Origin of the sequence: Kitasatospora sp. NPDC057940, from assembly GCF_042887425.1 — a bacterium.
GTDB lineage: Bacteria > Actinomycetota > Actinomycetes > Streptomycetales > Streptomycetaceae > Kitasatospora.
In genome coordinates, this window is record NZ_JBHVPH010000001.1 from 301,110 (window position 1) to 326,963 (window position 25,854).

The window sequence follows — 25,854 nt, forward strand, 5'->3', positions numbered from 1 at the left end:
ACCGCGCGGGTGTGCGTGCGGGAAACGACGCGCGCCGCACACGGGGCGAACACTCCGGGGAAACCGCCGATCAGGCAGCATGGGCGCATGGAGCGCACGCTGGAAGACTGGATCGCCGAGGTCAGGGCCGACCTGGGCATCGACCTGGACGTCGACGTCCGGGGACTGCTCGACCTCACCCGGGTGGTCGCGCACGGGGTGGCCCGCCCGGCCGCGCCGCTGACCGCCTTTCTGATCGGCTACGCGGCCGCCCAGCAGGGCGGCGGGCCGGAGGCCGTGGCCGTGGCCGCCCGGCGGACCGCCGCGCTCGCCGAGCGCTGGAGCGCCGCCGACGGGCCGGGCGAGCCGTGAGCGCCGTCGGCCGGACCACCGTGGCCGCCCGGTCGGCCGGTCCCGGCGTGCTGAGCTGGGCGCAGGCCCGCGAGGCCGCCCGCCGGGCCGGGCTGCGCCCGCTGCCGGCGGTCGGGCTGCCGCTCGCCGAGGCGCTCGGCCGCACCCTCGCCGAGCCGCTCACCGCGCTGACCGACCTGCCCGCCTTCGACACCTCCGCGATGGACGGCTGGGCGGTCGCCGGGCCGGGCCCCTGGCGGGTCGCCGGGCGGGTGCTGGCCGGTCGGGCCGCGTCCGCGCCGCTGGCCGACGGCGCCGCCGTCGAGATCGCCACCGGCGCCCAACTGCCGCCCGGCGCCACCGCCGTCCTGCGCCGTGAGCACGGCCGCACGGACGGCACGCTGCTGCACGACTGCGGCCACCAATCGCTGACCACCGGTCAGGACGTCCGCCCGCGCGGCCAGGAGTGCCGTCGCGGCGAGGCGTTGCTGCCCGGTGGCGCCCTGGTCGGTCCGGCCGTGCTCGGTCTGGCCGCCGCCTGCGGTCACGACCGGCTCGCCGTGCGCCGCCGCCCGGTGGTCGAACTGTTCGTCCTCGGCGATGAGTTGCTCGCCTCGGGCGTCCCCGGTCCGGGCCTGGTCCGGGACGCGCTCGGTCCGCTGCTGCCGCCCTGGCTGCGGGTGGCCGGTGCCGAGGTGGCCGAAGTGCGGTCCGTCCGGGACGACTTCGGGCTGCTCCGGGACGCGCTGCGGCACTCCACCGCCGACATCGTGGTCACCACCGGTGGAACGGCGGCCGGCCCGGTCGACTTCCTGCACCGGGCCCTCGCCGAGGCCGGGGCCCGGCTGCTGGTGGACGGCGTGGCCGTCCGCCCCGGACACCCGATGCTGCTGGCCGAACTCCCCTCGCCCGCATGCCCGTCGGCCGGCCCCGCCCGGAGCGGGGGGCCGGGTGGGCGTCACCTGGTGGGGCTGCCCGGCAATCCGCTGGCCGCCGTCGCCGGGACGGTCACCCTCGCCCTGCCGCTGCTGCACGCCCGCAGCGGGCGGTCCGCCGTCACCCCGGTCCTCGCACCCACCGCCGTCGGCCTGCCCGGGCACCCGGTGGACACCCGGCTGCTGCCCGTCCGGCACACCGCCGACGGCGTCGTCCCGCTCGCCTTCGACGGGCCCGCGATGCTGCGCGGCCTCGCCCGGGCCGAGGCGCTGGCCGTGGTCCCGCCCGGCGGCGCGGCGGCCGGCGAACCCGTCGAACTGCTGGAGGCGCCGTGAACGGGCCCACCGGGGCGTGCGCGCCCCACGACAGCGGGGAGGTGGCCGCATGAGCAGGCTGCGGGGTGCGCCCGCCCCGGGAACCGAGCCGTGGTCGGACTCCGGGATCGTGCTGCCCGCCCGGCGGAGCGCGCCGGCCCTCCGGCAGGTCGGCTCCCGGCTGCTGCTGGCGCTCGCCGTCCTGGTCGCCACGACCCTGATCGTCTACGTCGACCGGGACGGCTACAACGACAACGCGGGCGACGGGGTCAGCTTCCTGGACGCGGCGTACTACGCCACCGTGACGCTGTCCACCACCGGGTACGGCGACATCACCCCGTACAGCGACGGCGCCCGGCTCACCAACATCTTCGTGATCACCCCGCTGCGGGTGGTGTTCCTGATCATCCTGGTCGGGACCACGCTGGAGGTGCTCACCGAACGAACCCGCCAGCAGTGGCGGTTGAACCGCTGGAGGTCCACCGTGCGCGAGCACACCGTCGTCATCGGGTACGGCACCAAGGGCCGCAGCGCCGTCGACACCCTGCTCGGGCAGGGCGTGAAGAAGGACGAGATCGTCGTCGTCGACCCGCAGCGCAAGGTGATCGACCAGGCCGCCCGGCACGGGCTGGTCGGCGTGGTCGGCGACGCCACCCGCACCGACACGCTGCTGCGGGCCGAGGTGCCCACCGCCGCCCGGGTCGTGGTCGCGCCGGAACGGGACGACACCGCGGTCCTGGTCACGCTGACGGCGCGCCAGCTGAACAAGGGCGCCACCGTGGTCGCGGCCGTCCGGGAGGACGAGAACGCCCCGTTGCTGCGGCAGAGCGGCGCCGACGTCGTCGTCACCAGCTCCAGTTCGGCCGGGCGGCTGCTCGGCCTGTCGATGCTCAGCCCGCACGCCGGCGCGGTGATGGAGGACCTGCTCACCTACGGCAACGGCCTGGACGTGGTCGAGCGCCCCGTCACCCGGGCCGAGGCCGGGCACAGCCCGCGCGCGTGCGAGGACCTGGTGGTCGCGGTGGTCCGCGGCCGGCGGGTGCTCAACTACACCGAGCCCGAGGCCGCCGTGCTCCAGCTCACCGACCGGGTGATCGTGATCAAGTCGACCGGCTGACGCGGGCCTTGCCCGCTCCTCGCCGTGACGCGCAGTAGGTTCGGGTCATGCATGCGATGACGATTCCCGTACCCGGCGGTCCCGAGGCACTCGTGTGGGCGGAGGTGCCCGACCCGGTGCCCGGCGAGGGCGAGGTCCTGGTCGAGGTGGCGGCCACCGCCGTCAACCGGGCCGACCTGCTCCAGCGGCAGGGCAACTACAACCCGCCACCCGGCGCCTCGCCCTACCCCGGGCTGGAGTGCGCCGGGCGGATCGTCGCCCTCGGCCCGGGCGTGTCCGGCTGGGCGGTCGGCGACGAGGTGTGCGCGCTGCTGTCCGGCGGCGGGTACGCGCAGCTCGTCGCGGTGCCGACCGGGCAGCTGCTGCCGCTGCCCAAGGGCCTGGGCTTCGAGGAGGCCGCCGCGCTGCCCGAGGTCGCCTGCACGGTGTGGTCCAACGTGTTCCTCACCGCCCACCTGCGGCCCGGCGAGACGGTGCTGCTGCACGGCGGCGCGAGCGGCATCGGGACCATGGCGATCCAGCTGGCCAAGGCGGTGGGCGCGCGGGTCGCGGTGACCGCGGGCAGCGCCGGGAAGCTGGCCCGGTGCGTCGAACTCGGTGCCGACATCGCGATCGACTACCGCGAGCAGGACTTCGTCGAGGTGCTCAAGGAGGCGACCGGCGGGGCCGGGGTGGACGTGATCCTGGACATCATGGGCGCCAAGTACCTGCAGCGGAACGTGGACGCGCTGGCCGTCAACGGGCGGCTGGTGATCATCGGGCTGCAGGGCGGCGTGAAGGGCGAGCTCGACCTCAACGCGCTGCTGCGCAAGCGCGCCGCGGTGATCGCCACCAATCTGCGCGGGCGCCCGCTGGCGGAGAAGGCGGCGATCGTGGCGGCGGTGCGCGAGCACGTGTGGCCGCTGGTGGAGTCCGGGGTGGTGAAGCCGGTGATCGACCGGGTGCTGCCGCTGACCGACGCCGGCGACGGGCACCGGGCGCTGGAGGCGGGGGAGCAGGTCGGCAAGGTCGTGCTGCGGGCCTGAGTCTCGCCCGAGGGGCTGCCGTCCGAGGGTCTGCGGCCCGAGGGCTTGTGGCCCGGGGCGGAACATCCGAAATGCCCTGATCGTCGGATTGTGTGAGGCTGGTTCGGAGCTGTCCCGCCGCCGACCCCGCCGCGCGCGGTCGGCCGTCGGAAGGACCTCCGACCGTGGCCGCACCAACGCACCTCCTCGGGCCGCTGCCCTCCGCGCCGCACCACCGTCGTACCCGCCGTACCGGCCGTACCGGCCCGGGCCGGGCCCAGCGACTGATCGCGGCGGCCGTACTCGGGCTCACGCTCCCGCTGGCCGCCGCTTCGGCGGCCGCCGCCGTCGGGCCGGTGGCGTCGTCGCCGTCCCCGTTCACCGCTGAGCCCGCCGCCGTGGGCAGGCCGGAGCCCCAGGCCGTTCCGGCGGTCGGGCCGCCGCAGCACCCGCGCCCCGGCCGGGGCGACGCCCGGGTGTTCCGGCGCTGGGCGGTGTGGGCGCCCGAGCGCGCCGACACCGCCCCGGAGCGGGCGCCGGACCGGGCTCCCGAGCAGAACCCCGAGCAGGCTCCCGACCAGGTCCCTGACCGGAGCACCGGGCAGGACGGTGCGGGGGACCAGGCCGAGGCCGACCAGGGCACCCCGGACGCGGCGGCTCCCGGCGCCGACGCCGCACCGGACGCCGCCGACGCGGCCGCCGCGGCGACCGCCCAGGCCGTCGCCGCCGGCGTCCCCGCCGTCCTGCCCGCCCGCTGGCGGGACGCCTCGACCCTCCAGTTCCCGCTGGGCGCGGGGCTGGGGTTGATCGGCTGCGGCCTGGGGTTGATCGGGTTGCGGCTGCGCCGGGGGTGAGCCGCGGGGCGGGGGCGGCGGGGGGAGGTTCCGTGAGGGGTGTGTGCGCGCCCCAGGGGGGCCGGGGCGGGCCGGGAGCTGAGTATCCGTACGGATTCCGGGGCGGCGCCCGGGGGCGTACCGTCGTCAGCGGTGGCTCAGGACGGCGGTCGTACGGGGGCTTCCGCCCGACCAACCCCAGTGAGAGAGAATGTTGTTCATGACGAATCCGATGAACGAGCGCTCGTTTCAGCAGCCATTCCAGGCCGCGGGCGGGCAGTCGCAGGACGGCCAGAAGGTGCTGATCGTCGGACCGGACGGGCTGCCCGTGGGCCAGGGGTTCGCCGGCTCGGCGGGGGACGAGGACGAGGGCGACCTGCCGCGTGAGCTCCCGGTGACCGAGATGGTCGAGCAGCCCGCGAAGGTCATGCGTATCGGCAGCATGATCAAGCAACTGCTGGAGGAGGTCCGGGCGGCGCCCCTCGACGAGGCCAGCCGGGCCCGGCTGAAGGACATCCACGCCAGTTCGATCAAGGAGCTGGAGCTCGGTCTGGCCCCCGAGCTGGTCGCCGAGCTGGAGCGGCTGTCGCTGCCCTTCACCGAGGACAGCATTCCGACCGAGGCGGAGCTGCGGATCGCCCAGGCCCAGCTGGTCGGCTGGCTGGAGGGCCTGTTCCACGGGATCCAGACCGCGCTGTTCGCCCAGCAGATGGCGGCGCGGGCCCAGCTGGAGCAGATGCGGCGGGCGCTGCCGCCCGGTCTGCACGGCGCCGAGCCGGACGAGGACGAGCCGGGCCAGGGTCGCGGCATCCGTTCCGGCCCGTACCTGTAACGGGCCGCCGACACCGGACGTACCACGACGGTCCGCCCCGGGCCGGGGCGCCGCCGGAGGCGCCCCGGCGGTCCGGGGGCAGGACCGGCCCTGGACCGATCACCGTCGGCGTCAGCCGATACCCTGACCCCTGTCGCAGGCCGGTCGCACCGCCGCGGCAGGGGTCTGCCGGGCCCGCGGGCCCGGCCCACCACGCACGGACGAGACCGAACGTCACGGTCGCGGCGCCACGGCCGCGCCGAGGGGGAGCAGAGGACCATGAGCGAGCACGGCAACGCGGCGGTCGGGGGCTCCTCCCTGGGCAACGGCCGCTATGTGCTGCAGCGGCTGCTGGGCGAGGGCGGCATGGCCTCGGTGCACCTCGCGTACGACAGCGTGCTGGACCGGCAGGTCGCGCTGAAGAGCATGCACAACGAGCTGGGCCGGGACGCCTCGTTCAAGGAGCGGTTCCGCCGCGAGGCGCAGGCGGTGGCCCGGCTGGAGCACCCGAACATCGTCACGGTGTACGACAGCGGCGAGGACGTCGCGCCGGACGGCTCCAGCACCCCGTACATCGTCATGCAGCTGGTCGACGGCAAGGGCCTGCGCGAGGCGATCAACGAGGCGGTCGCCCAGTACGGCGCGATGCCGACCGAGGAGGCCCTGCGGGTCATCGTCGGCGTGCTGAGCGCGCTGGAGGCCTCGCACGACATGTCCCTGGTGCACCGCGACATCAAGCCCGGCAACGTCATGTTCGACCGCAAGGGCAACGTCAAGGTCATGGACTTCGGCATCGCCCGGGCGCTGGAACCGGGCGCCACGTCGATGACGCAGACCGGCATGGTGGTCGGCACCCCGCAGTACCTGTCGCCCGAGCAGGCGCTCGGCAAGCCGGTGGACGCCCGCTCCGACCTCTACTCGGTCGGCGTGATGCTCTTCGAGATGCTCACCGGGCAGCTGGTCTTCGACGGCGACTCGGCGTTCTCGATCGCCTACAAGCACGTCCAGGAGGAGCCGCCGGCGCCGTCCACCCTCAACCGGTCGGTCAGCCCGGCGGTGGACGCCTTCGTCGCCCAGGCGCTGCGCAAGGACCCGGCGCACCGGTTCCAGAGCGCGGCGGCGATGCGGGACGAGGCGGAGCGGCTGATCGCGGCCGCGAAGGGCGGCGGCAGCGGGCACCCGCTGCAGGCCAGCACGCCGCTGGTGATCAACGAGGGCCCGCGCTCGGTGCACGCGGCGCCGCAGGGGCCGCAGACGCCGCACCCCCAGTACCTCCAGCAGCCTCCGCCGCCGCAGCAGCCGCAGTACCGGACCCCGCCGCCGGCCTTCCAGCCGCCGCGTCCGCAGGGGCCGCAGACGCCGCACCCCCAGTACCTCCAGCAGCCTCCGCCGCCGCAGCAGCCGCAGTACCGGACCCCGCCGCCGGCCTTCCAGCCGCCGCGTCCGCAGGGGCCGCACACGCCGCACCCCCAGTACCTCCAGCAGGCCCCGCCGCAGCGGGCGCACACCCCGCCGCCGCAGCCGATGCCGCCGTACCAGCAGCCGAAGGCGCCCAGCGGCGGCGGCTGCTCGACGGCCGTGGTCGTCATCGGGATCATCGTCGGCGTGCTCGTGCTGGCCGGCATCGTCATCGCGATCGTGGTCAACAAGGCGCAGGACAACAAGACGAAGACCAAGAGCGGGCACACCACCGGTGAGCGGCCCGCAGCGGTGCTGGTGGTTGACCTTCCGGCCGACCGGAATGGCCTGCTCTGACGCTTTCCGGCCGGTTCGGGCGTGCCACGGGCCCGCGCCGGAGGCGGTAGCGTTCGGGGATACGAAGCGACAGGGCACCGCGATCCGAGCGAACGCCCGGGGCGAGGAGCGATGGCACAGACGCAGCAGCCGGATGACGGAACGGGTGCCGGAGCTGACGGCCGGACCGGCGGGACGCCGAGGATGCCCGGACCCGGCAGCGACGCCGCGACCAGCGCGTTTCCCCCGGGCGGCCCGCAGACCCCCGGCCGCGGCACGGCCGCGCCGCTGGGCACGGTCGGCGACGGCCGCTACCGGCTGACCTACCGGCTCGGCCGCGGCGGCATGGCCGAGGTGTTCGCGGCCGAGGACGTACGGCTGGGACGGACGGTCGCGGTCAAGCTGCTCCGCGGCGAGCTGGCCCAGGACGACATCGCCCGGCTGCGGTTCACCCGCGAGGCACACGCCGTCGCGGGGCTCAACCACCACTCGATCGTCGCGGTCTACGACACCGGCGAGGAGTACGCCGGGGACGAGTCCACGCCGTACATCGTGATGGAGCTGGTCGAGGGCCGGACCGTCCGCGAGCTGCTGGTGGACGAGGACGCGCCGCCGGTCGACCAGGCGCTGATCATCATCGCCGGGGTGCTGGAGGCGCTGGCCTACAGCCACCGCAACGGCATCGTCCACCGGGACATCAAGCCCGCCAACGTGATCATCACGACCGCGGGCGCCGTCAAGGTGATGGACTTCGGCATCGCCCGGGCGCTGACCGGCACGGCCAGCACCATGACCCAGACCGGCATGGTCATGGGCACCCCGCAGTACCTCTCGCCCGAGCAGGCCCTCGGCAAGCCCGTCGACCACCGCTCCGACCTGTACGCGGCCGGCTGCATGCTGTACGAACTGCTGGCGCTGCGCCCGCCGTTCACCGGCGACACCCCGCTCTCGGTGGTCTACCAGCACGTCCAGGACATGCCGGTGCCGCCCTCGCAGGCCAACGGCCGGGTGCCGGTCGGGCTGGACCAGCTGGTGCTGCGCTCGCTGGCCAAGAACCCGGACGACCGCTTCCAGGACGCCGACGAGTTCCGCGCGCACGTCCAGCACGCGCTGCGCGAGATGCACGGCGCGGGCGGCGCGGGCTGGGCCGGCACCACGGCCGGACTGGCCGCCGCGGGGCAGGGGAACACCGACGCCACCCAGGTGATCCGGCCCGACCAGACCGCGGCCACCGCGGCCTTCGGCGCGATCGGCCCCGGCGACCAGACCTCGGTGCTGCCCTACCAGGGGATGGGGGGCCCGGGCGGCCCGCACACCCCGTCGACGCCCTACCCGGGGGCCGGCGGCCCTTACGACGGCGACGACGACGGCGGCTCCGGCCGCCGGCGCGGGCCGTGGGCCTGGGTGGCCGGCACCGCGGCCGTGCTGCTCGCGGCCGGGGTCGGCATGGCGTTCGCGTTCAGCGGCAACGAACCCGGGAACTCGCACGTCGTGCCGCCGACGCCGCTCCCGGCGGTCAGCACGACCGAGCCCAGCACGCCGCCCCAGAGCGGTTCGCAGAGCCCGCCCGCGTCCAACACCGGCAGCCGGCGCCCGACGCAGCCGACCGAGAACGGCAGCAACGGCGGCAGCTACAACGGCGGCGGCGGCGGCAACAACAACAACGGCAACAACAACGGCAACAACAACATGTCGCCGTCGCCGGGTTCGGGCAAGCACTCGACGCCCGCGTCGCCCAGCCAGACCCCCAGCCACACGCAGCCGCCCACCACGGCGCCCGGCACGCCCAGCACGGTGCCGACCGCCCCGAGCACGGGCACCGGCGGCAGCACGGGGGCGGCCACGCAGCCGCCGGCGACCAAGTCGAACCCGCCGGCCACCCAGCCGCCGGCGACCCAGCCGCCGGCGACGCCCTGATCGGGCCGGGCTGACACCGGTCAGTTGGCGAAGGCGTCCAGGACCTGTTCGTACTCCTGGCACCACCACGTCAACTGGCCGGCCGAGGCGGGGTAGAGCGGGTCGGCCCGGTGGTCGGCCCGCTGGTAGCGCCACTGGAGCATCCAGAAGTCGTTCAGCCGCTCCCACCAGACCCGGTGGACGGCGGCGGCCAGGTGCTCGGCGGTGGCGGCTCCGGTGGCCCGGTAGGACTGCGAGTAGTGGCGGACCCGCACCAGGTCGAGGGTGCCGGTCGTCCGGTCGTTGAAGAGCAGCGTGGCGGCGCGGACGGCCTCCTCGGCGCGCGGCTGCGGGCCGAGCTTGTCCCAGTCCAGGACGGCCGCGACCGGGCCGCCGTCGGGGCCGTCGCCGTACAGCAGGTTGAGTCCGTGGAAGTCGCCGTGGGTCCATCCGGTGGGCGGGGCGGTCTGCGGGGCGGGGCGGCGGTGGGCGTGTTCGGCGAGCAGTTCCAGCCTTTCGGTGAGCCTCCGTTCGACCAGCGCGTCCAGGTCGCCGTACGGGCGGTGGTCGCGGGCGTGGCGCCGCAGGTCGCGGGCGAGGTCGGCGCTGTCGACGGGGTCGGCGGTGCGGTAGCCGGGGGGCTGTTCGAAGGGGGCGCACACGTCGTCGAGCGCGCCGTGCAGTCGGCCGAGCAGCGCGCCGAGCGCGTCGCACTGCGGCGGGGAGAGGTCGGTACCGTGCCGGTGTCGGCCATCCACCCAGGGGAACAGCGCGAACAGCCGGCCGCCGTAGCCGGCCACCGTACCGGCTCGTTCGGCGCAGGTCAGCGGGGGTGCGACGGGCAGTCCGAGGGCCTGGAGCCCGGCCATCGCCCGGTGGTGGGCGACGATCTTCGGGCGGCTGGCGGTGGCGGCGTCGACGTAGCACTTCAGGAAGTACGCGCCGGTCCCGGTGGTGACCCGGTACCCGCGGTTCAGCAGGCCTTCGGCGACCGGTTCGGCGGTCAGCAGCTCCCCCACCCGGTAGCGGTCCAGGACCTCGGCGAGTGCGGCGCGCGGGACGGGCGGACTGAGGGTCCCTATCGGCGGCGCGGAGAGGTCGGGGCGGGCCGGGGAACAGGAGAGGGTCTGGCTGAAAGTCACAGCCAGAGGTTAGGGCCCCCGTGCGGGGGCCCTTGACAAGTCGTCAGTTCTGTGATCGCTGTTCTGATCAGTGCTGCTGGTCCGCCTGGTGCCGTGCCACGAAGGCCGCCGCCTGGGTGCGTCGCTCCATTCCCATCTTGGCGAGCAGACTGGAGACGTAGTTCTTCACCGTCTTCTCGGCCAGGTGCAACTCGTTGCCGATCTGACGGTTGGTCATCCCCTCGCCGATCAGATCGAGGATCCGGCGCTCCTGCTTGGTGAGTTGCGCCAGCCGCTCGTCCTCCTTCTCGCCGCCGTCGCGCAGCCGGGCCAGCACCCGGCTGGTGGCGACCTGGTCGAGCAGCGACTTGCCGGCCGCGACGTCCCGGACGGCGGTGATCAGGTCGGTGCCGCGGATCGCCTTCAGGACGTAGCCGGACGCGCCCGCCATGATCGAGTCGAACAGCGCCTCGTCGTCCGAGAACGAGGTCAGCATCAGGCACTTGATCTCCGGCAGCCGGGACCGGATCTCCCGGCAGACCTCGACCCCGTTGCCGTCCGGCAGCCGGACGTCGAGCACCGCGACGTCGGGGTGGACCGCCGGGATCCGGGTGAGCGCCTCGGCGGCGGTGCCGGCCTCGCCGACCACCTCGATGTCGTCCTCGACCGAGAGCAGGTCGTGCACGCCCCGCCGGACAACCTCGTGATCGTCGAGCAGGAAAACCCTGATTTGTCCGTTATCAGTCACGTCCAAAGCCTCCCATATCACCGTACGGAAGACCTATCGTCCCTGGTGCCGCAGCCGGGCGGTCCGGCCGGGGCGGTCCGAAACCGATACCGAGAACCCCCTTACGTACGGGCTCGCGCCCGGATAACGTGCGCTGGTGTCCTGAAGGCGCCCGAATTGAGAGCTGCGTCACGCGGTCCGTCACCCCCACCCTTCCGACGGCGCGCTGCCCGCGGCACCCTCGGGGTTGTAAGCCCTGAACAAGTAGGACGTCCTAGCGCAAGCGCGCCAAGGGCGGACGCTGGGTAACGTTCTCGTGAGGGACGCCGTCGGAACAGGATCACCACCTGCCCCGCAGTAGGAGCGCACACCCACGCGCGCCCCGCGAGGCGGTGACCGGACCGGTCACCGGCGACCCCGGGCGGCCGGACAGACCGAGGAGTGAACGTGACCGTCAAAAGCACGGCGAGGGCCCGCAAGAAGGCGGCCCCCGGCGTCCCTGACACCCTCCGCGCCACGGGGAAGGACGCCCAGCCGGAGCTCGTACAGCTGCTCACCCCGGAAGGCGAGCGGGTCGAGCACCCGGACTACCCGCTCACCACCACCCCGGAGGAGCTGCGCGCCCTCTACCGCGACCTGGTGCTGGTCCGCCGGTTCGACGGCGAGGCCACCGCACTCCAGCGCCAGGGCGAGCTGGGCCTGTGGGCCTCGCTGCTCGGCCAGGAGGCCGCCCAGGTCGGCTCCGGCCGCGCCATGCGCACCGGCGACTACGCCTTCCCCACCTACCGCGAGCACGGTGTCGCCTGGTGCCGCGACGTCGACCCGCTCAACCTGCTCGGCATGTTCCGCGGCGTGAACCACGGCGGCTGGGACCCGAACGAGAAGAACTTCCACCTGTACACCATCGTGATCGGCGCGCAGGCCCTGCACGCCACCGGCTACGCGATGGGCATCAGCAAGGACGGCGCCGACGACGCGGTCATCGCCTACTTCGGCGACGGCGCCTCCAGCCAGGGCGACGTCAACGAGGCCTTCACCTTCGCCTCGGTCTACAACGCGCCCGTGGTGTTCTTCTGCCAGAACAACCAGTGGGCGATCTCCGAGCCCACCACCACCCAGACCAAGATCCCGCTGTACCGCCGCGCCTCCGGCTTCGGCTTCCCCGGCGTCCGGGTCGACGGCAACGACGTGCTGGCCTGCCTGGCCGTCACCCGCTGGGCGCTCGACCACGCCCGCAGCGGCAACGGCCCGGTGCTGATCGAGGCGTTCACCTACCGGATGGGCGCGCACACCACCTCCGACGACCCCACCCGCTACCGGCCCACCGAGGAGACCGAGGCCTGGAAGGCCAAGGACCCGATCGCCCGGCTCCGCGCCCTCCTGGAGAAGGAGGGCCTGGCCGACGAGGAGTTCTTCACCGCGATCGACGCCGAGAGCGAGCGGCTGGGGCTGCGGGTGCGCGAGGGCGTGCGCGGCATGCCCGACCCGGACCCGACCCTGATCTTCGACCACGTGTACAGCGAGCCGCACGCGCTGGTCGATGAGGAACGGGCCGAGTACGTCCAGTACGCGGCCTCCTTCGAGGCGGGGGAGAACCTCTGATGGCCGGTCAGCTCAGCATTGCCAAGGCGCTCAACGGCGCGCTGCGCAAGTCGCTGGAGAGCGACCCGAAGACCGTCCTGATGGGCGAGGACATCGGCAAGCTCGGCGGCGTCTTCCGGATCACCGACGGCCTGCAGAAGGACTTCGGCGAGGGCCGGGTCATCGACACCCCGCTCGCCGAGTCCGGCATCGTCGGCACCGCGATCGGCCTGGCGCTGCGCGGCTACCGCCCGGTGGTGGAGATCCAGTTCGACGGCTTCGTCTACCCGGCCTTCGACCAGATCGTCTCCCAGCTGGCCAAGATGCACGCCCGCGCGCTCGGGAACATCAAGCTCCCGGTCACCATCCGCATCCCCTTCGCGGGCGGCATCGGCGCGGTCGAGCACCACAGCGAGTCGCACGAGGCGTACTTCGCGCACACCGCGGGCCTGCGCGTGGTCAGCCCGTCCAACGCGCACGACGCGCACTGGATGCTGCGGCAGGCCATCGCCTCGGACGACCCGGTGGTCTTCCTGGAGCCCAAGCGCCGGTACTGGGACAAGGGCGAGGTCGGCGACGCCGCCGACCTCGGACTGCACGACGCCCGGATCGTGCGCTCCGGCACCGACGCCACGCTGCTCGCCTACGGCCCGATGGTCAAGGTCTGCCTGGAGGCCGCCGCGGCCGCCGAGGAGGACGGCCGCCGGCTGGAGGTCGTCGACCTGCGCTCGCTCTCCCCGGTGGACTTCACCACCCTGGAGGAGTCGGTCAAGCGCACCGGGCGGGCCGTCGTGGTGCACGAGGCGCCGGTCTTCCTGGGCATGGGCGCCGAACTGGCCGCCCGGCTCACCGAACGGTGCTTCTACCACCTGGAGGCGCCCGTGCTGCGGGTCGGCGGCTACCACGCGCCGTATCCGCCGTCCCGCGTCGAGGAGGCCTTCCTCCCCGACCTGGACCGCGTGCTCGACGCCGTCGACCGCGCACTCGCGTACTGATCCGGGGGAGCGAAGATGACCACCGAAGTTCGCTCGCTCCGCGAGTTCAAGATGCCCGATGTGGGCGAGGGCCTGACCGAGGCCGAAATCCTCAGCTGGTACGTCAAGCCCGGTGACACCGTCACCGACGGGCAGGTCGTGTGCGAGGTGGAGACCGCCAAGGCGGCGGTGGAGCTGCCGATCCCGTTCAACGGGGTCGTCGAGCAGCTCTTCTTCCCCGCGGGCGCGACGGTCGACGTCGGCACCGTGATCATCTCGGTCGCGGTCGCCGGGGAGGCCGGGGCCGCGGCTCCTGTCGCCGCTGCCGCTGCCGCTGTTGCGCCCGCCGCCGCGGCGCCGGCCGAACCGGCCGAGCCCGAGCGGCGCGAGGTGCTGGTCGGCTACGGCCCGCGCACCGGCACCGCCCAGCGCCGGGCCCGGCGCACGACCACGACGACCGTCACCGCGACGCCGGCTCCGGCCGCGCCCGTCGTGCCGGCGGCTCCGGTCGTGCCGGCCGCTCCGGCACCGGCCGTGCCGGTCGCGACCGCCTCGCCCGTCCTGGCCGAACAGCCCGCCGGGGAGCGGCCGTTGGCCAAGCCGCCGGTGCGCAAGCTGGCCAAGGACCTCGGCATCGACCTGCGCGCGGTCGTCCCGACCGGCCGGGACGGCGTGATCACCCGCGAGGACGTGCACGCCCACGCGTCGGCCCTGGCCGCCGCGCAGGCCGCCCCGGCGGCGCCGGTCGAGGCCGCTCCGGTCGCGGCGGCGGTGCCGGCGCCGGTCACCGTGGCGGGCGACGTCCGGGTGCCGATCAAGGGCGTCCGCAAGGCGACCGCGCAGGCGATGGTGGCCTCGGCCTTCACCGCCCCGCACGTCACCGAGTTCGTCCAGGTCGACGTGACCCGCACGATGAAGTTCGTCCGCCGGCTCAAGGAGAGCGGCGAGTTGGGCCGGGACGTCCGGATCAGCCCGCTGCTGCTGGTCGCCAAGGCGCTGCTCACCGCGGTCAAGCGGCACCCCGAGATCAACGCGCAGTGGGACGAGGCGGCCCAGGAGATCGTCATCAAGGGCCAGGTGAACCTCGGCATCGCCGCGGCCACCCCGCGCGGCCTGATCGTCCCCAACATCAAGGACGCCGGCGGCAAGACCCTCACGGGCCTCGCCGTCTCGCTGGGCGAGCTGATCGATACCGCCCGCCAGGGCAAGACCTCGCCGGGCGACATGCAGGGCGGGACCATCACCATCACCAACGTCGGCGTCTTCGGCGTCGACACCGGCACCCCGATCCTCAACCCCGGCGAGGCCGCGATCCTCGCCGTCGGCGCGATCCGGGACATGCCGTGGGTGCACAAGGGCAAGGTCGTCCCGCGTCAGGTGACCACGCTGGCGCTCTCCTTCGACCACCGCCTGGTGGACGGGGAGTTGGGCTCCAAGGTGCTGGCCGACGTGGCCGCGCTGCTGGAGCGCCCGAAGCGCCTGATCACCTGGGGCTGACGGCCCGGGACGTCCCGGACGGGAAGCCACGAAGGGGCCTTCCCCCACACCGCCGTGTGGGGGAGGGCCTCTCCGCTTCTGCCCGCCCGTCGGCCGTCGCTGGGGGCGAAGGCGGCGCGCGGCGATCAGGACCAGCCGATGGCGGACGCGCGCATGACCTGACTCCCCGGGGTCATGGGTCCGACGGCGTGGCTGGGTGAAGACGGCGTGGCTGGGTGAAGACGGCGTGGCCGGGTGAAGGCGACGGCCCCGCTCCGGGCGGAGCGGAAGCGCCCCGGCCCCGCCGGTCGCACTCTCCGTGCCTTCATCCGTACAGACGTGCATCCTCGCCGGGGGTTGCAGGTGGTTTCAAAGTCTTTTCCGGGAGCCCGGGTTGCGGCGTTGGGGATACTTCCGGAATGACTGAAGAGCTGACGGTCCGACCGGAGACGGTGCCGGACGGGGGCGGGGAGCGCCGCTCGCTGCGGCGGGACGTGTCGGGGCCTGCGCTGCTGGCGGGGTTGGTCTGCATCGCGGTGTCGTTCTCGGGGCCGCTGGTGGTGGTGCTCGCGGCGGCGGCCGCCGGGCGGCTGGACGCGGCGCACACGGCGTCCTGGATCTGGGCGATGGCCATCGGCAGCGGGCTGAGCGGCTTCGCGCTGAGCTGGTGGACCAGGACCCCGGTGATCACCGCCTGGTCCACCCCGGGCGCCGCGCTGCTGGTGACCAGCCTGGGCGCGTACCCGTACCGGGAGGCGGTGGGGGCGTTCCTGGTGAGCGCGGTGGTGGTGACGCTCTTCGGGGTCACCGGCTGGTTCGGCCGGCTGATCGCGGCGGTGCCGACCGGGATCGTCAACGCGATGCTGGCGGGCATCCTGTTCTCCTTCGGAGCCGGGATCTTCGGCGCCGTGCACGGCGCGCCGGTGCTGGTGGTGGGCAGCCTCGCGGCCTTCCTGCTGGCCAAGCGGCTGGCCCCGCGGTACGCCGTCCCGGTGGCGCTGCTGGTGGGCGGGGTGCTGGCGGCGCTGACCGTCGGACTCCCGCTGCACCTGGGCTCGGGCGGGCCGACCCGGCCGGTGTTCACCGTGCCGGCGTTCTCCTGGGCGGCCGCGGTGGGGCTGGCGCTGCCGCTCACGATCGTGGTGCTGGCCTCGCAGAACGCACCGGGCCTCGGGGTGATGCGGGCCTTCGGCTACCGGGCGGACGACCGGCTGCTGATCGGGTCGACCGGTGTGGTGTCGCTGCTGCTGGCGCCGTTCGGCTCGCCGGGGGTGAACCTGGCGGCGATCACGGCGGCGATCTGCTCCGGCCCGGAGAGCCACCCCGACCCGCGCCGCCGCTACATCGCGGGGATGTCCTCGGGCGTGCTGTACGTGCTGGTGGGCAGCTTCGGCGGGGTGCTGGTGAGCCTGTTCACCGGCCTGCCGAAGGAGCTGATCGCGGTGATCGCCGGGGTCGCCCTGCTGGCCTCGCTGCAGGGCAGCCTGGCGGCGGCGGTGGCGGACGAGCGGGGGCGGGACGCGGCGGTGGTGACCTTCCTGGCCTGCGCCTCGGGGATGAGCCTGTTCGGGATCGGCTCGGCCTTCTGGGGCCTGCTGTTCGGCCTCGGCACCCACCTGGTGCTGAACCTCCGCAGGCGCTGACGAGAGGCTTTTCATCGGCCAGATTCCAGTCATTGGGATGACTGGTGTGGTGAGGGTCATTCGGCCAGGTCGGTGACATTTTCGGCGCGCGGTAGGGGTGACACACCCGTCCGGGTACGTCTTCGCTCCACCACCCGGGCTACGCCGGGTGACCGGAACCCCGAGGACGCACCCGTATGCCACCTGGCAACCCTGGCCGTCTCGTTCGGAGTCTGGCCGCGCTCGTGCTGGTGTCCACCGCCGTACTCCCCGCCGCCCTGGAACTGGTCGGCCCCTCGCCGTTCGGCGTGATCGGGCCGGGTGCCCCCGCCGACCGGGCCGTCCCGCCGCACAGTGCACAGCGCGCCGACCGCCGGCCCGTCACGGCCGCCCCCACCGTCGACATACGCCGCACCGGGGACCCGGCCAACCGGATCACCCTGGTCCTGCTCGGCGACGGCTACACGGCCACCGAACAGGACCTGTTCCGACAGCAGGTCGACCGGGCCTGGCACGCGCTGATGGCCATCGAGCCGTTCCGCACCTACCAGGGGTTCTTCAACATACGGCGGGTCGAAGTGGTCTCCCCGGTCTCCGGGATAGCCGAGACCGAGAGCCGCGGCCGCAACCCCGCCACCCCGCTCGGCATGCACTTCTGGTGCGAGGGCACCGCCCGGCTGCTCTGCGCCGACGAGGCCGCCACCGCCCGGTACGCGGGCGACAGCTCCGGGCCGCAGTACCTGATAGCCCTGGCCAACTCCACCGAGTACGGCGGCGCCGGCGGCACCGGGGTGACCACCCTGGCCGGCGGCAGCCCGGACGCCGGGCGGATCATCCAGCACGAGATCGGGCACACCGTGGGGGACCTCGGCGACGAGTACGACAGCGCCCCGGACGACGCCGACTACCCGAACCTCGCCACCCTCGACGCCGACGACATGCGCACGAAGCAGACCAAGTGGTGGCGCTGGCTGGGCGCGGAGTCCCCGGACGGCGCCGGGACGGTCGGCGCCTACCGCAGCGCCAACGGCCTCTACCGGCCCACCCCCGACTCGGTGATGCGCACCCTGGGCAGCGCCTACAACCTGCCGTCGCGCGAGGCGATCATGGAGGAGCTGTACCGCAGGATCCGGCCCACCGACACCCCGTCGCCGCCGCCCGGCGAGGTGAGCGGGCGCCCCCGGCTGAACGTCCGGCCGGTGCCGCTGACCGGCCCGCGACAGCTGAAGGTCGAGTGGAAGGTGGACGGCGTCGCGGTGACGCCGCAGGCCGCCGACGGCTCCTGGCTGGACACCGACCAGCTGAACCTGGCCCCGGGCCGGACGGCCACCGTCACGGCGACCGTCCGGGACACCACCGACTGGGTGCGGGACGAGGCCTTCCGGGACCGCTACATGACCCGGGCGGTGTCCTGGACGGTGACCGGCTGACGCCCGGTCCGCGGGATCCGTGCTTCGTGGGATCCGTGGTCCGTGGACGATCGACCGTACCCCGCACTGGGCGTCCCATCATGGGATGACTAGTCTGGTCGCACTATGACCGTGGAGCCCGCCCGTTCAGCCGCACCCCTGTCCGACCCCGCTCCCCGAACCGCCGACCCGACGCCGCCGGCAGCCCCGACGCCGTCCGTCGCCCCCGCGCCGTCCCCGCCCGGCGGGCGCGCGGCCTGGCTGGCCTGGTCCATCGGCGTCAGCGTCTACATCCTCGCGGTGATCCACCGCACCAGCCTCGGCGTGGCCGGACTGGACGCCGCCGACCGCTTCGGCATCGGCGCCTCCGCGCTCTCCACCTTCTCCATCCTCCAGGTGCTGGTCTACGCGGCCATGCAGATACCGGTCGGCCTGCTCGTCGACCGGATCGGGCCGCGCCGGGTGCTGCTGCTCGGCGTCGTCCTGCTGAGCTTCGGCCAGCTGGCCTTCGCGTTCAGCTCCTCCTTCGCCCCCGCGCTGGCCTCCCGGGCGGTGCTCGGCTGCGGCGACGCGATGACCTTCATCAGCGTGCTGCGGCTCGCCGCCCGGTGGTTCCCCGCCGCCCGGAACCCGTTCGTCGCCCAGCTGACCGGCCTCGCCGGAATGGGCGGCAACCTGATCACCACCGTGGTGCTCGCACAGGCCCTGCACCGCGAGGGCTGGACACCCACCTTCACCGCGATCGCCCTGCTCGGCGTCGCGGTCTTCGCGCTGGTCGCGCTCTTCCTCAAGGAAGCCCCGGCGGCCGCCGTACGGCCGGTCGAACACCCGCCCGCGCCGCGGCCGAAGGTCGGCCGGCAGGTCCGCGCGTGCTGGCGCGAACCGGGCACCCGGCTCGGGCTCTGGGTGCACTTCACCACCCAGTTCCCCGGCAACGCCTTCGGCCTGCTCTGGGGCCTGCCCTACCTGGTCGAGGCGCAGGGCCTCTCCCGGGCCGAGGCCGGCGGAATGCTGACCCTGCTGGTGCTCAGCAACATGGCCTTCGGCTTCCTGTTCGGCCGGGTGCTCTCCGTCTCGGCGCGGGCCCGGATGCCGATCGTCCTCACCGTCATCACGGCCACCGCCCTCGGCTGGGCGCTCGTCCTGGCCTGGCCCGGCGGACACCCGCCGATCTGGCTGCTGTCCGCCATCATCGTGGTGATGGGCAGCAACGGCCCGGCCTCACTGGTCGGCCTCGACTACGCCCGCGCCCGCAACCCGGTGGAGCGCCTCGGCACCGCCTCCGGGATCGTCAACATGGGCGGGTTCATCGGCACGATGATCACCCTCTTCGGCATCGGCGTCATCCTGGACGGCCTCTCCCCGGCCGGCACCGACTCCTACTCGGCCGACGCCTTCCGCTGGGCGTTCTGCTGGCAGTACGTCCCGCTGGCGGTCGGCACCATGATGATCCTGCGCCTGCGCCGCAAGGTCGCGGCGGGGGCATAGGGTTTCTGACCTGCGAAGATGCGGGAGACCCTTGTTCAGAACAAGGGTCTCCCGCGATTACAGCCCGATACCCCGGAGCACCTCGGTGACCTCCGGCGGCCGTCCGTAGAGCTGGACCCGGTCGATCACACAGAGCACTGCGCCCTCCGGCGGCATCATCGGTGTGCGAGCCGGATGCGCCTTCGGTCGCGTCGGCTGCTCGGCGACTTCGCGCCGCATGCGGATCAGGTCCACCAGCTTCAGTTTCGGGCAGCCGGGGACGATCCGGCTGGCCCGGATGCCGACCCGTTCCTCGCCCGGGCAGGCGAAGTACGCACCGAACGGTGGTCCGCTGTCTTCCTCCCTGGTCGGCAGGTGGAGGACCATTTCGCCGTGCTGGCAGTGGACCGTCCCGTCCGAGTGGACGGTCAGGCCGGGCCAGTCCTCGTGGTCGATCTCGGCGACGATCCGTACCTGTTGCCCGATCGCCTCGGCCAGGGTCTCCGCCATCCGCTGCTGCTGGGTGGGAATGTCGGTGTCCCCACGGCGGACGGAGGGGAGAAGGTCGCGGGTGACCCAGTCCCTGAACGGCTTGGATGCCCGATTGTTGGACCTCATCAGCAGGCTGTACAAGCCGGCCTCGTTGACCAGGTTCAGGAAGGGATTTCCGCCCTTGTACAGCTTCCCACCTGGGGAAACGCCGTATGCCTGACTTTTAGTCAGGCATACGGATCGCATATCGACAGTGCGAGTGTCCTTGGGATCCACCGTCTTGCTCGCGCGGCTTGCGCTGCCTCGATCGAGAATCGTGCACACGTCTGCCGTGACGAACCACGGTTGTCCGTCGATCATCACGACTCGGATCGGTTGGCCCGTGACCGGGAAGCTCGACTGGACCAGGACCATCTGCTGCTGTTCGTCGTCCACGGGGGACGCCCCTTCTTCTTCCGGGTGGTGGCTGGAGTGCCCGGAACAACGAGGTCGAACGGGTGAGGTGATGGTGCTGGATTGACGGATGGATGCACGAGTGGTGCCGACTCGGCGCGCACTCGTGCGTGTACGCCGGGCGGCGTGCGCCGTGGGGCGGATGGGGTCAGAGGGTGACCGCGAAGGCGGGAGGGGCGCGGTCGGCGAGCTCCTGCGTTTGAGTCGGAAGGTGCGGCGGCGGGCCGTAGGGTTTCTGACCTGCGAAAACGTTGTAACCCTAGCTTTCAGCGAGGGTCTCGAAGGTCATGCTGTGGCGCTGCCCCGTAGATGCGGCCTCGGGTGACCCAGTGCCTGAACGGCTGGGCGTCGGGCTTGCTCGACCTCAAGGCATACAAGCCCGCCTCGCTGATCACTCCGAGCAGTGGGTTTCCGCGCGTATGGTTTCCCACCTGCGGAAACGTCCTAACCATCGCTTTGGGTGATGGTTACCGGCCACATGCCGACAGCGCGGTGCCGGTGGGTTTCCGACCTCTTGACGGCGTTGGGCGGATTGCGCCGGTCCAGGATTCGGCACCCGGCGCGCACTTGTGCGTGTGCGTCGGGTGGTGTGCGCGGCGGGGTGGCTGGGGTCAGATGGTGACGGCGAAGGCGGACAGGACGCGGTCGGCGAGTTCCTTGTCGCCGTCGATGGTGACCGGGCCGGGGCGGCCGCGGCCGCAGGCGAGCCGGAGGTAGGTCTCCCAGTCCATGGTGAGCTGGACGTCGGGGGCCAGGCTGATCGACTCGTCGACGGTGCCGCGGCCGGTCGAGTCGACGCGGACGGTGCGCAGGAACTCCACGCGGCCGGTGACGTCCAGGACCATGGCCGTTCCGGCCGGGGCGCCGGCCTGGTGGGCGACGGCCTTGGGCAGCAGTCCCAGCAGGACGTCCCGGGCGATCAGGGCGGCCGGGGAGTCGAGGTTGCCGGGGGTGTCCAGGGCCCGGCGCAGGTCCTGCTCGTGCACCCAGACGTCGAAGGCCCGCAGGCGCAGCAGCTCGTGGTAGTGCACGTCGCGGCTGTTCGGGCCGGCCGGCCAGCGCACCGGCTCCAGGGGCATCTGCTTGGCGTTCCGCAGTGCCCGGGAGCGGCGGATGATGGTGTACTCCAGCTCGCTGGTCATCTCCAGAGCGGTGTGGCAGCGGCGCTTGTCGACCGGCAGTTCGATGTAGCGGGCGAAGTCGGTGGTGACGTGGCGAAGGTCACGCGGCAGGGAGTGGATCGGGCGGGGGTCGCCGAGGAGTTCGGACTCGACCGCGATGATGTGCGAGACGACGTCCCGGACCGACCAGCCGGGGCATTCGGTGGCCCGGTTCCAGGAGCCCTCGGGGAGGGGGGCGACCAGCTCCGATATGGACTCGATGCTCTGGGCCCACGCCTCCGTGTAAGCCTGCACGGTCTGGTTGTCCGTCACGGGAATCTCCGGCCCTCCGTCAGCTTCCTTGCCCTCTGCGCCCGGCCTCCCCGGTCGGCCGGGATGGTCCGGCTTCCAGGCGCACACGCTAACCGCACGTTACGCTGCCGGGAGACAGCTGGGCAGCGCTTTCGGGTGACGATCGTAGGTCTCTTGCCGTGGACGGTGGTACTGTGCGCGCTTCATTGATCCAACTCGGGGTCTCCGACGCCGAGCCGCCCGCCGAACGGCGGGCCCGGGCCGCCGCGCTGGTCCGGGCGCAGCAGGGCGCGGACCTGGTGGTCCTGCCGGAGCTGTGGCCGCTCGGCGGCTTCGCCTACGACCTGTGGTCGGACGGCGCCGAGACGCTGGACGGGCCCACGTCGGACGCGATGGCGGCGGCCGCGCGGGCGGCCGGGGTCTGGCTGCACGCCGGTTCGATCGTCGAGCGCGACCCGGACGGGCCGATCTACAACACCTCGCTGCTGTTCGCCCCGGACGGCGAGCTGGTGCACACCTACCGCAAGATCCACCGCTTCGGTTTCGACAGCGGCGAGGCGGTGGTGATGGGCGCCGGTCAGGAGATCGTCACCGCGGCCACCGACTTCGCCACCCTGGGCCTGGCCACCTGCTACGACCTGCGCTTCCCGGAGCTGTTCCGGGCGCTGCTGGACGCCGGCGCGCAGCTGCTGGTGGTTCCGGCGGCCTGGCCGGCCCGGCGGCGCGAGCACTGGACGCTGCTGGCGCGGGCGCGGGCGGTGGAGGAGCAGGCGTTCGTGCTGGCCTGCAACACGGCCGGGACGCACGCCGGGGTCGAGCAGGCCGGGCACAGCATCGTGGTGGACCCGTGGGGCCGGGTGCTGGCCGAGGCCGGCACGGAGGAGCAGGTGCTGACCGTCGAGTTCGATCCGGCCGAGGTGGGCAAGGCCCGCGAGGAGTTCCCGGTGCTGCGGGACCGCCTGCTGGGGATCCCCGCGCCGGTCCAGCGCTGACCCGGGCCGGCGTTGACCCGGGCCCGCCTCGCCCCGCCCAGGCCCGGCCCGGGCGGGGGAGTCCGGGGGTGTCGGGGCCTCCGGGGGGTTGGTTTGTACCTTCTCGGGGCGGGTTTGAGAAGATGAGCACTCGTCGTGTTCCCCGCCGCTCGTTGGCCGGTCCGCCGAGGGGCGGCCTGATCGGCCCGCCCCAGGAGGTTGCGCGCATGCCCGGCAACGGCGCAGGCGACACCCGTTCCGTCATCCAGCGCAACAGCCTGCGCGAGCAGATCGCCGGTGCGCTGCGCGAGGAGATGATGGCCGGCCGGTTGGCGGCCGGCCGCAACTTCACCGTCAAGGAGATCGCCGAGCTGTACGGCGTCTCGGCGACCCCGGCCCGCGAGGCGCTGGTCGACCTCGGTGCTCAGGGGCTGCTGCGGGCCGAGCACCACCGCGGGTTCACCGTGCCCGAGCTGGGCTGGGACGACTTCCTGGAGATCTTCGAGTCCCGGGTGCTGGTCACCGACAGCTACTACCGCCAGTTCTCCGCTCGCAGGGCGCTGCCGGACCTCGCCAGGCTGCCCTCGCTGCGCCGCCGGGCCGACGCGGCGGTCCGGGCCGCCCGGGCCGGGAACCTGGACGTGATGGTGGGCTGCGACCGCCGGTTCTGGCAGGAGGTCGCCGCGCTGATCGGCAACCGCCGGATCGGCGACTACCTGGACTGGCTGCGGGTGCAGTCGTGGATGTTCGCCGCGCCCTACCTGCGGGACCTGCCCGTCCTGGCCGAGGTCTGCTGGGACCGCCACCTCGACCTGGTCGACGCCATCGGCGCGCGGGACCTGGTCGGCGCGCACCGGATCATCTGCGAGTACAACCTGTACACCGCCCGGCTGTTGGCCGGGTTGGCCGGGCGGCCGCTGGAGTCGGTGACGGTGCTGGGGCTGCTCACCGAACCCCGGGACGGCGGACCCCGGGACGGCGAGTCCGATGGTGGCGGGCCCGACGGCGGTGGCCCCGTTCCGCCGGCCCCGTCCGCCGACGCCCCGTCCGCCGACGCCCCGTCGGTGGCGGCCGAACCGGCCTCCGGCCAGGCGTTCGACCAGGTCGGGAGGGGCCGGCGCCGGCCGGGCGAGGAGGTCGGCCGGGAGCTCGGCCGCGAACTCGGGCTGGGCCTCGGCCTGGTGCCGCAACCTCGCTCGGTGTCGTACGGCCGGTTCGGCCGGCGGCTGCCCGAACCGCCCCCGGACGCACCGCAGGGACGGCCCGACCCGCGCCCGGCCCCGGGCCGGTAGGGTGGGCGGTCGTCGAACCGGGCGTCCCGCACAACGGCCGTCCGGGTACCGACCCCGCCCCCGTCGTCGTCCCGCTCTGCGGGCGACCCCGTCGCCCGGAGAGGAACTGCCGGCCATGGCCTGCGACCTCTGGCTCGTCCCGCTCGTGGACGTGCTGAGCCACAGCCCCGACAATCCCTTCAGGGACGATCTCGCCCTCTACAACGCGGTGTTGGCCTCCCGCGGGCTGCCCGAGGTGCCGGTCTACCAGTACGTACCGGGGCTGAGCGGGGCGGTCGAGCCGATAGCCGCCTTCGACTACGACTCGCTGCACTTCCTGCGCCGTGCCTACCTGCTGGGCCTCACCGGGCTGGACATCACGCCGGTGGACTCGCTCGGCGGCGACTACGAGCAGCTGCTGGAGATGTTCGAGAGCAGCGCCGAACAGTCGCACCTGGTCTGGCACTTCGACCACGCGGGCGCCTACGTGCCGATAGAGTTCCCGGCTCCGCTGGTGGACGACGCACTGCTCGCCTCCGGCGGTCCGCTCGGCTCCAGCCACGGGCTGCTGCGCGAACTGCAGGCCGTCGCCCCGGCGCTGGGCCTCGACCCGCTCAACCCGCCGGACCCGACCCGGCCGCTCGGCCCGACCGGCCTGGAGCAGCCGTTCGGGCCGCCGCTGGACGACCTGCACCCCTTCGCCCGTGAGCGGCACGCCTGGGCGGGCCTGTACGCGGCGGCGACCCGCAGCCTCGCCCAGGGCTCGATGGTGGTCTTCGCCTGAGGCGCCGGGCGGCCTTCCGCCCGAGGCACCGCCCGCTGCGCCCGCCCGGCCGCCGCACCCTCCCGCCGTACCGGCCCGCCCGTCACGGCAGGCGGCCCGCCTTCGCGCCCGCTACCGCAGCGGCCCCTCCGGCGGCCGCTGGCGCGGCATGGTGGGCCGGGTGCCCGGCGGCGGCAGCACCCGCACCTGGGCGCCCACCCCGCTCTCGCTGCGCCCGCCCCAGGTGCCCGGGGCCTGGGTGGGCAGCTGCGTCATGGACGCGCGGAACTCCAGCATCCACTCCGAGGTCTCGGTGCGGACCATGTCCGAGACGTCCTCGCAGAACCGGCGCAGCACGCCGAGGCAGCGCTCGGCGGCTTCGCCCGCGGTGCCCTCGGTCGGGCCGAGCACCTCGCGCACGCACTCCGACGCCCAGTCGAACTGGAAGGCCTCCAGCCGGCGTTGCAGCGCCTGCGCGGTGCTGACGTCACGCATCCAGCCGGAGGTGAGGCCGAACACCCGGTCGGTGCCGTAGCAGGCGGCGGCGAGCGCCAGGCCGACGTAGCCCCAGCTGGTGCCGTGCGAGACCACGCCGGTCAGGTCGACCAGCGGCGCGGTCACCCCGCCCACCGCGAAGCCGGCCGTGCCGAACCGCAGCAGGCGCGCCCAGCGGCGCTTCCAGATCCGGTCCTTGCGGTACCACTCGATCGCCTCGACCGCCCGCTCCTCGGACCAGCGGTACAGCTCCTCCAGGCGCTCGGCCGGCTCGCCCCAGTCCCCGAGGGGGAACTGTCGAGTGCTCAGATCGGTCCGTCGGCGGGTGGACTCCTGGCGGGCGATGGTCGCGGCGGGCGGGTCCTCCTCGCCGATCTCCTTGCCCCAGGCACTCTCCTCGGGCTGCATTTCCGGCTGGCTCACCTGTGGGGCTCCCTGTGGCGGGCGGACTGCTGGGTCTGGCGGTCCATCGACTGACTCAACGTCTGCCGTTGGTTGTCCAACAGCACTTCTTACCGCCAAATGGCTGACCATGGGGTCGCTTCCCCGGTGATCGTTACCGGATTCGGCCACCGGAACCCGAGGTGGAAGGGATGCGGGGGTCGGCGAGATTTCACCCGTCCGAGGGAGGGTCCGGTGACCCGC

At 73.5% G+C, this 25,854-nt stretch carries 21 protein-coding genes and 1 pseudogene; 17 read left to right on the forward strand and 5 right to left on the reverse strand.

Annotation, left to right across the window (positions count from 1 at the left end; genetic code table 11):
- Positions 1 to 69: 69 nt before the first annotated feature.
- From ACFVTF_RS01385 to ACFVTF_RS01420, 8 genes and pseudogenes are all read left to right on the forward strand, one after another.
- Positions 70 to 351 (forward strand): annotated as a pseudogene (locus tag ACFVTF_RS01385) (DUF6457 domain-containing protein); the annotation flags it as partial.
- Entirely contained in the window at positions 348 to 1,601 is a 1,254-nt protein-coding gene (locus ACFVTF_RS01390) for a molybdopterin molybdotransferase MoeA (protein ID WP_387807612.1), read from the forward strand. The pseudogene ACFVTF_RS01385 and the gene ACFVTF_RS01390, both read left to right, overlap by 4 nt.
- A 49-nt stretch (positions 1,602 to 1,650) precedes the next feature.
- Positions 1,651 to 2,697 carry a potassium channel family protein gene (locus ACFVTF_RS01395; protein WP_387807615.1) on the forward strand — a complete coding sequence of 349 codons (1,047 nt, stop codon included), beginning with the start codon at positions 1,651 to 1,653 and terminating at the stop codon, positions 2,695 to 2,697.
- 47 nt (positions 2,698 to 2,744) lie between these two features.
- On the forward strand, positions 2,745 to 3,722 hold the full coding sequence (locus ACFVTF_RS01400; RefSeq protein WP_387807618.1) for an NAD(P)H-quinone oxidoreductase: 978 nt from the start codon (positions 2,745 to 2,747) through the stop codon (positions 3,720 to 3,722).
- A gap of 164 nt (positions 3,723 to 3,886) precedes the next feature.
- Positions 3,887 to 4,555, forward strand: coding sequence for a hypothetical protein (locus ACFVTF_RS01405; RefSeq protein ID WP_387807621.1), 669 nt, complete (start codon positions 3,887 to 3,889; stop codon positions 4,553 to 4,555).
- Between the two features lie 199 nt (positions 4,556 to 4,754).
- Positions 4,755 to 5,366: a bacterial proteasome activator family protein gene (locus tag ACFVTF_RS01410; RefSeq protein WP_371517897.1), complete on the forward strand. Its 612-nt coding sequence runs from the start codon at positions 4,755 to 4,757 to the stop codon at positions 5,364 to 5,366.
- Between the two features lie 258 nt (positions 5,367 to 5,624).
- Entirely contained in the window at positions 5,625 to 7,100 is a 1,476-nt protein-coding gene (locus ACFVTF_RS01415) for a protein kinase (RefSeq protein WP_387807625.1), read from the forward strand.
- A gap of 183 nt (positions 7,101 to 7,283) precedes the next feature.
- Entirely contained in the window at positions 7,284 to 8,996 is a 1,713-nt protein-coding gene (locus ACFVTF_RS01420) for a protein kinase (protein ID WP_387807628.1), read from the forward strand.
- Between the two features lie 20 nt (positions 8,997 to 9,016).
- Here ACFVTF_RS01420 and ACFVTF_RS01425 read toward each other — a convergent pair whose 3' ends face one another.
- Together ACFVTF_RS01425 and ACFVTF_RS01430 are read right to left on the reverse strand one after the other, a co-directional pair.
- Positions 9,017 to 10,117, reverse strand: a complete 1,101-nt coding sequence (locus ACFVTF_RS01425) for a phosphotransferase (RefSeq protein WP_387807631.1) — start codon at positions 10,115 to 10,117, stop codon at positions 9,017 to 9,019.
- A gap of 67 nt (positions 10,118 to 10,184) precedes the next feature.
- On the reverse strand, positions 10,185 to 10,844 hold the full coding sequence (locus ACFVTF_RS01430) for a response regulator transcription factor (RefSeq protein WP_350876661.1): 660 nt from the start codon (positions 10,842 to 10,844) through the stop codon (positions 10,185 to 10,187).
- Positions 10,845 to 11,270: 426 nt separating this feature from the next.
- On the opposite strand from ACFVTF_RS01430, the gene pdhA reads away from it, so the two are divergent.
- From pdhA to ACFVTF_RS01460, 6 genes are all read left to right on the forward strand, one after another.
- On the forward strand, positions 11,271 to 12,425 hold the full coding sequence (gene pdhA / locus ACFVTF_RS01435) for a pyruvate dehydrogenase (acetyl-transferring) E1 component subunit alpha (RefSeq protein ID WP_371517900.1): 1,155 nt from the start codon (positions 11,271 to 11,273) through the stop codon (positions 12,423 to 12,425).
- Positions 12,425 to 13,399 carry an alpha-ketoacid dehydrogenase subunit beta gene (locus ACFVTF_RS01440; RefSeq protein WP_063348502.1) on the forward strand — a complete coding sequence of 325 codons (975 nt, stop codon included), beginning with the start codon at positions 12,425 to 12,427 and terminating at the stop codon, positions 13,397 to 13,399. Before pdhA ends, ACFVTF_RS01440 begins: the two co-directional genes overlap by 1 nt.
- Before the next feature lie 15 nt (positions 13,400 to 13,414).
- Positions 13,415 to 14,875, forward strand: a complete 1,461-nt coding sequence (locus ACFVTF_RS01445) for a dihydrolipoamide acetyltransferase family protein (RefSeq protein WP_387807636.1) — start codon at positions 13,415 to 13,417, stop codon at positions 14,873 to 14,875.
- A gap of 398 nt (positions 14,876 to 15,273) precedes the next feature.
- Positions 15,274 to 16,497, forward strand: coding sequence for a benzoate/H(+) symporter BenE family transporter (locus ACFVTF_RS01450; RefSeq protein WP_371517902.1), 1,224 nt, complete (start codon positions 15,274 to 15,276; stop codon positions 16,495 to 16,497).
- 230 nt (positions 16,498 to 16,727) lie between these two features.
- Positions 16,728 to 17,906, forward strand: coding sequence for a M64 family metallopeptidase (locus tag ACFVTF_RS01455; RefSeq protein ID WP_387807639.1), 1,179 nt, complete (start codon positions 16,728 to 16,730; stop codon positions 17,904 to 17,906).
- A 105-nt stretch (positions 17,907 to 18,011) separates the two neighbouring features.
- Positions 18,012 to 19,373, forward strand: a complete 1,362-nt coding sequence (locus ACFVTF_RS01460; protein WP_387807642.1) for a nitrate/nitrite transporter — start codon at positions 18,012 to 18,014, stop codon at positions 19,371 to 19,373.
- A gap of 57 nt (positions 19,374 to 19,430) precedes the next feature.
- Here the strand turns inward: ACFVTF_RS01460 and ACFVTF_RS01465 are convergent, their stop codons facing one another.
- Positions 19,431 to 20,279, reverse strand: a complete 849-nt coding sequence (locus tag ACFVTF_RS01465) for a Bro-N domain-containing protein (RefSeq protein ID WP_387807645.1) — start codon at positions 20,277 to 20,279, stop codon at positions 19,431 to 19,433.
- Positions 20,280 to 20,908: 629 nt separating this feature from the next.
- Positions 20,909 to 21,730 (reverse strand): maleylpyruvate isomerase family mycothiol-dependent enzyme, encoded by an 822-nt coding sequence (locus tag ACFVTF_RS01470; RefSeq protein ID WP_350876647.1) that lies wholly within the window; start codon positions 21,728 to 21,730, stop codon positions 20,909 to 20,911.
- Between the two features lie 173 nt (positions 21,731 to 21,903).
- On the opposite strand from ACFVTF_RS01470, the gene ACFVTF_RS01475 reads away from it, so the two are divergent.
- The 3 genes from ACFVTF_RS01475 (at position 21,904) to ACFVTF_RS01485 (ending at position 24,735) form a co-directional block, all read left to right on the forward strand.
- Positions 21,904 to 22,701, forward strand: a complete 798-nt coding sequence (locus ACFVTF_RS01475) for a carbon-nitrogen family hydrolase (RefSeq protein ID WP_063348508.1) — start codon at positions 21,904 to 21,906, stop codon at positions 22,699 to 22,701.
- A gap of 206 nt (positions 22,702 to 22,907) precedes the next feature.
- Complete coding sequence (locus ACFVTF_RS01480; RefSeq protein WP_387807648.1) at positions 22,908 to 23,972, forward strand: GntR family transcriptional regulator; 1,065 nt, start codon at positions 22,908 to 22,910, stop codon at positions 23,970 to 23,972.
- Between the two features lie 115 nt (positions 23,973 to 24,087).
- A complete protein-coding gene (locus tag ACFVTF_RS01485) occupies positions 24,088 to 24,735 on the forward strand; it encodes a hypothetical protein (protein ID WP_350876643.1) in 648 nt (215 codons plus the stop codon).
- A 111-nt stretch (positions 24,736 to 24,846) separates the two neighbouring features.
- Here ACFVTF_RS01485 and ACFVTF_RS01490 read toward each other — a convergent pair whose 3' ends face one another.
- On the reverse strand, positions 24,847 to 25,632 hold the full coding sequence (locus ACFVTF_RS01490) for an SLATT domain-containing protein (RefSeq protein WP_371517907.1): 786 nt from the start codon (positions 25,630 to 25,632) through the stop codon (positions 24,847 to 24,849).
- Between the last annotated feature and the right edge of the window lie 222 nt (positions 25,633 to 25,854).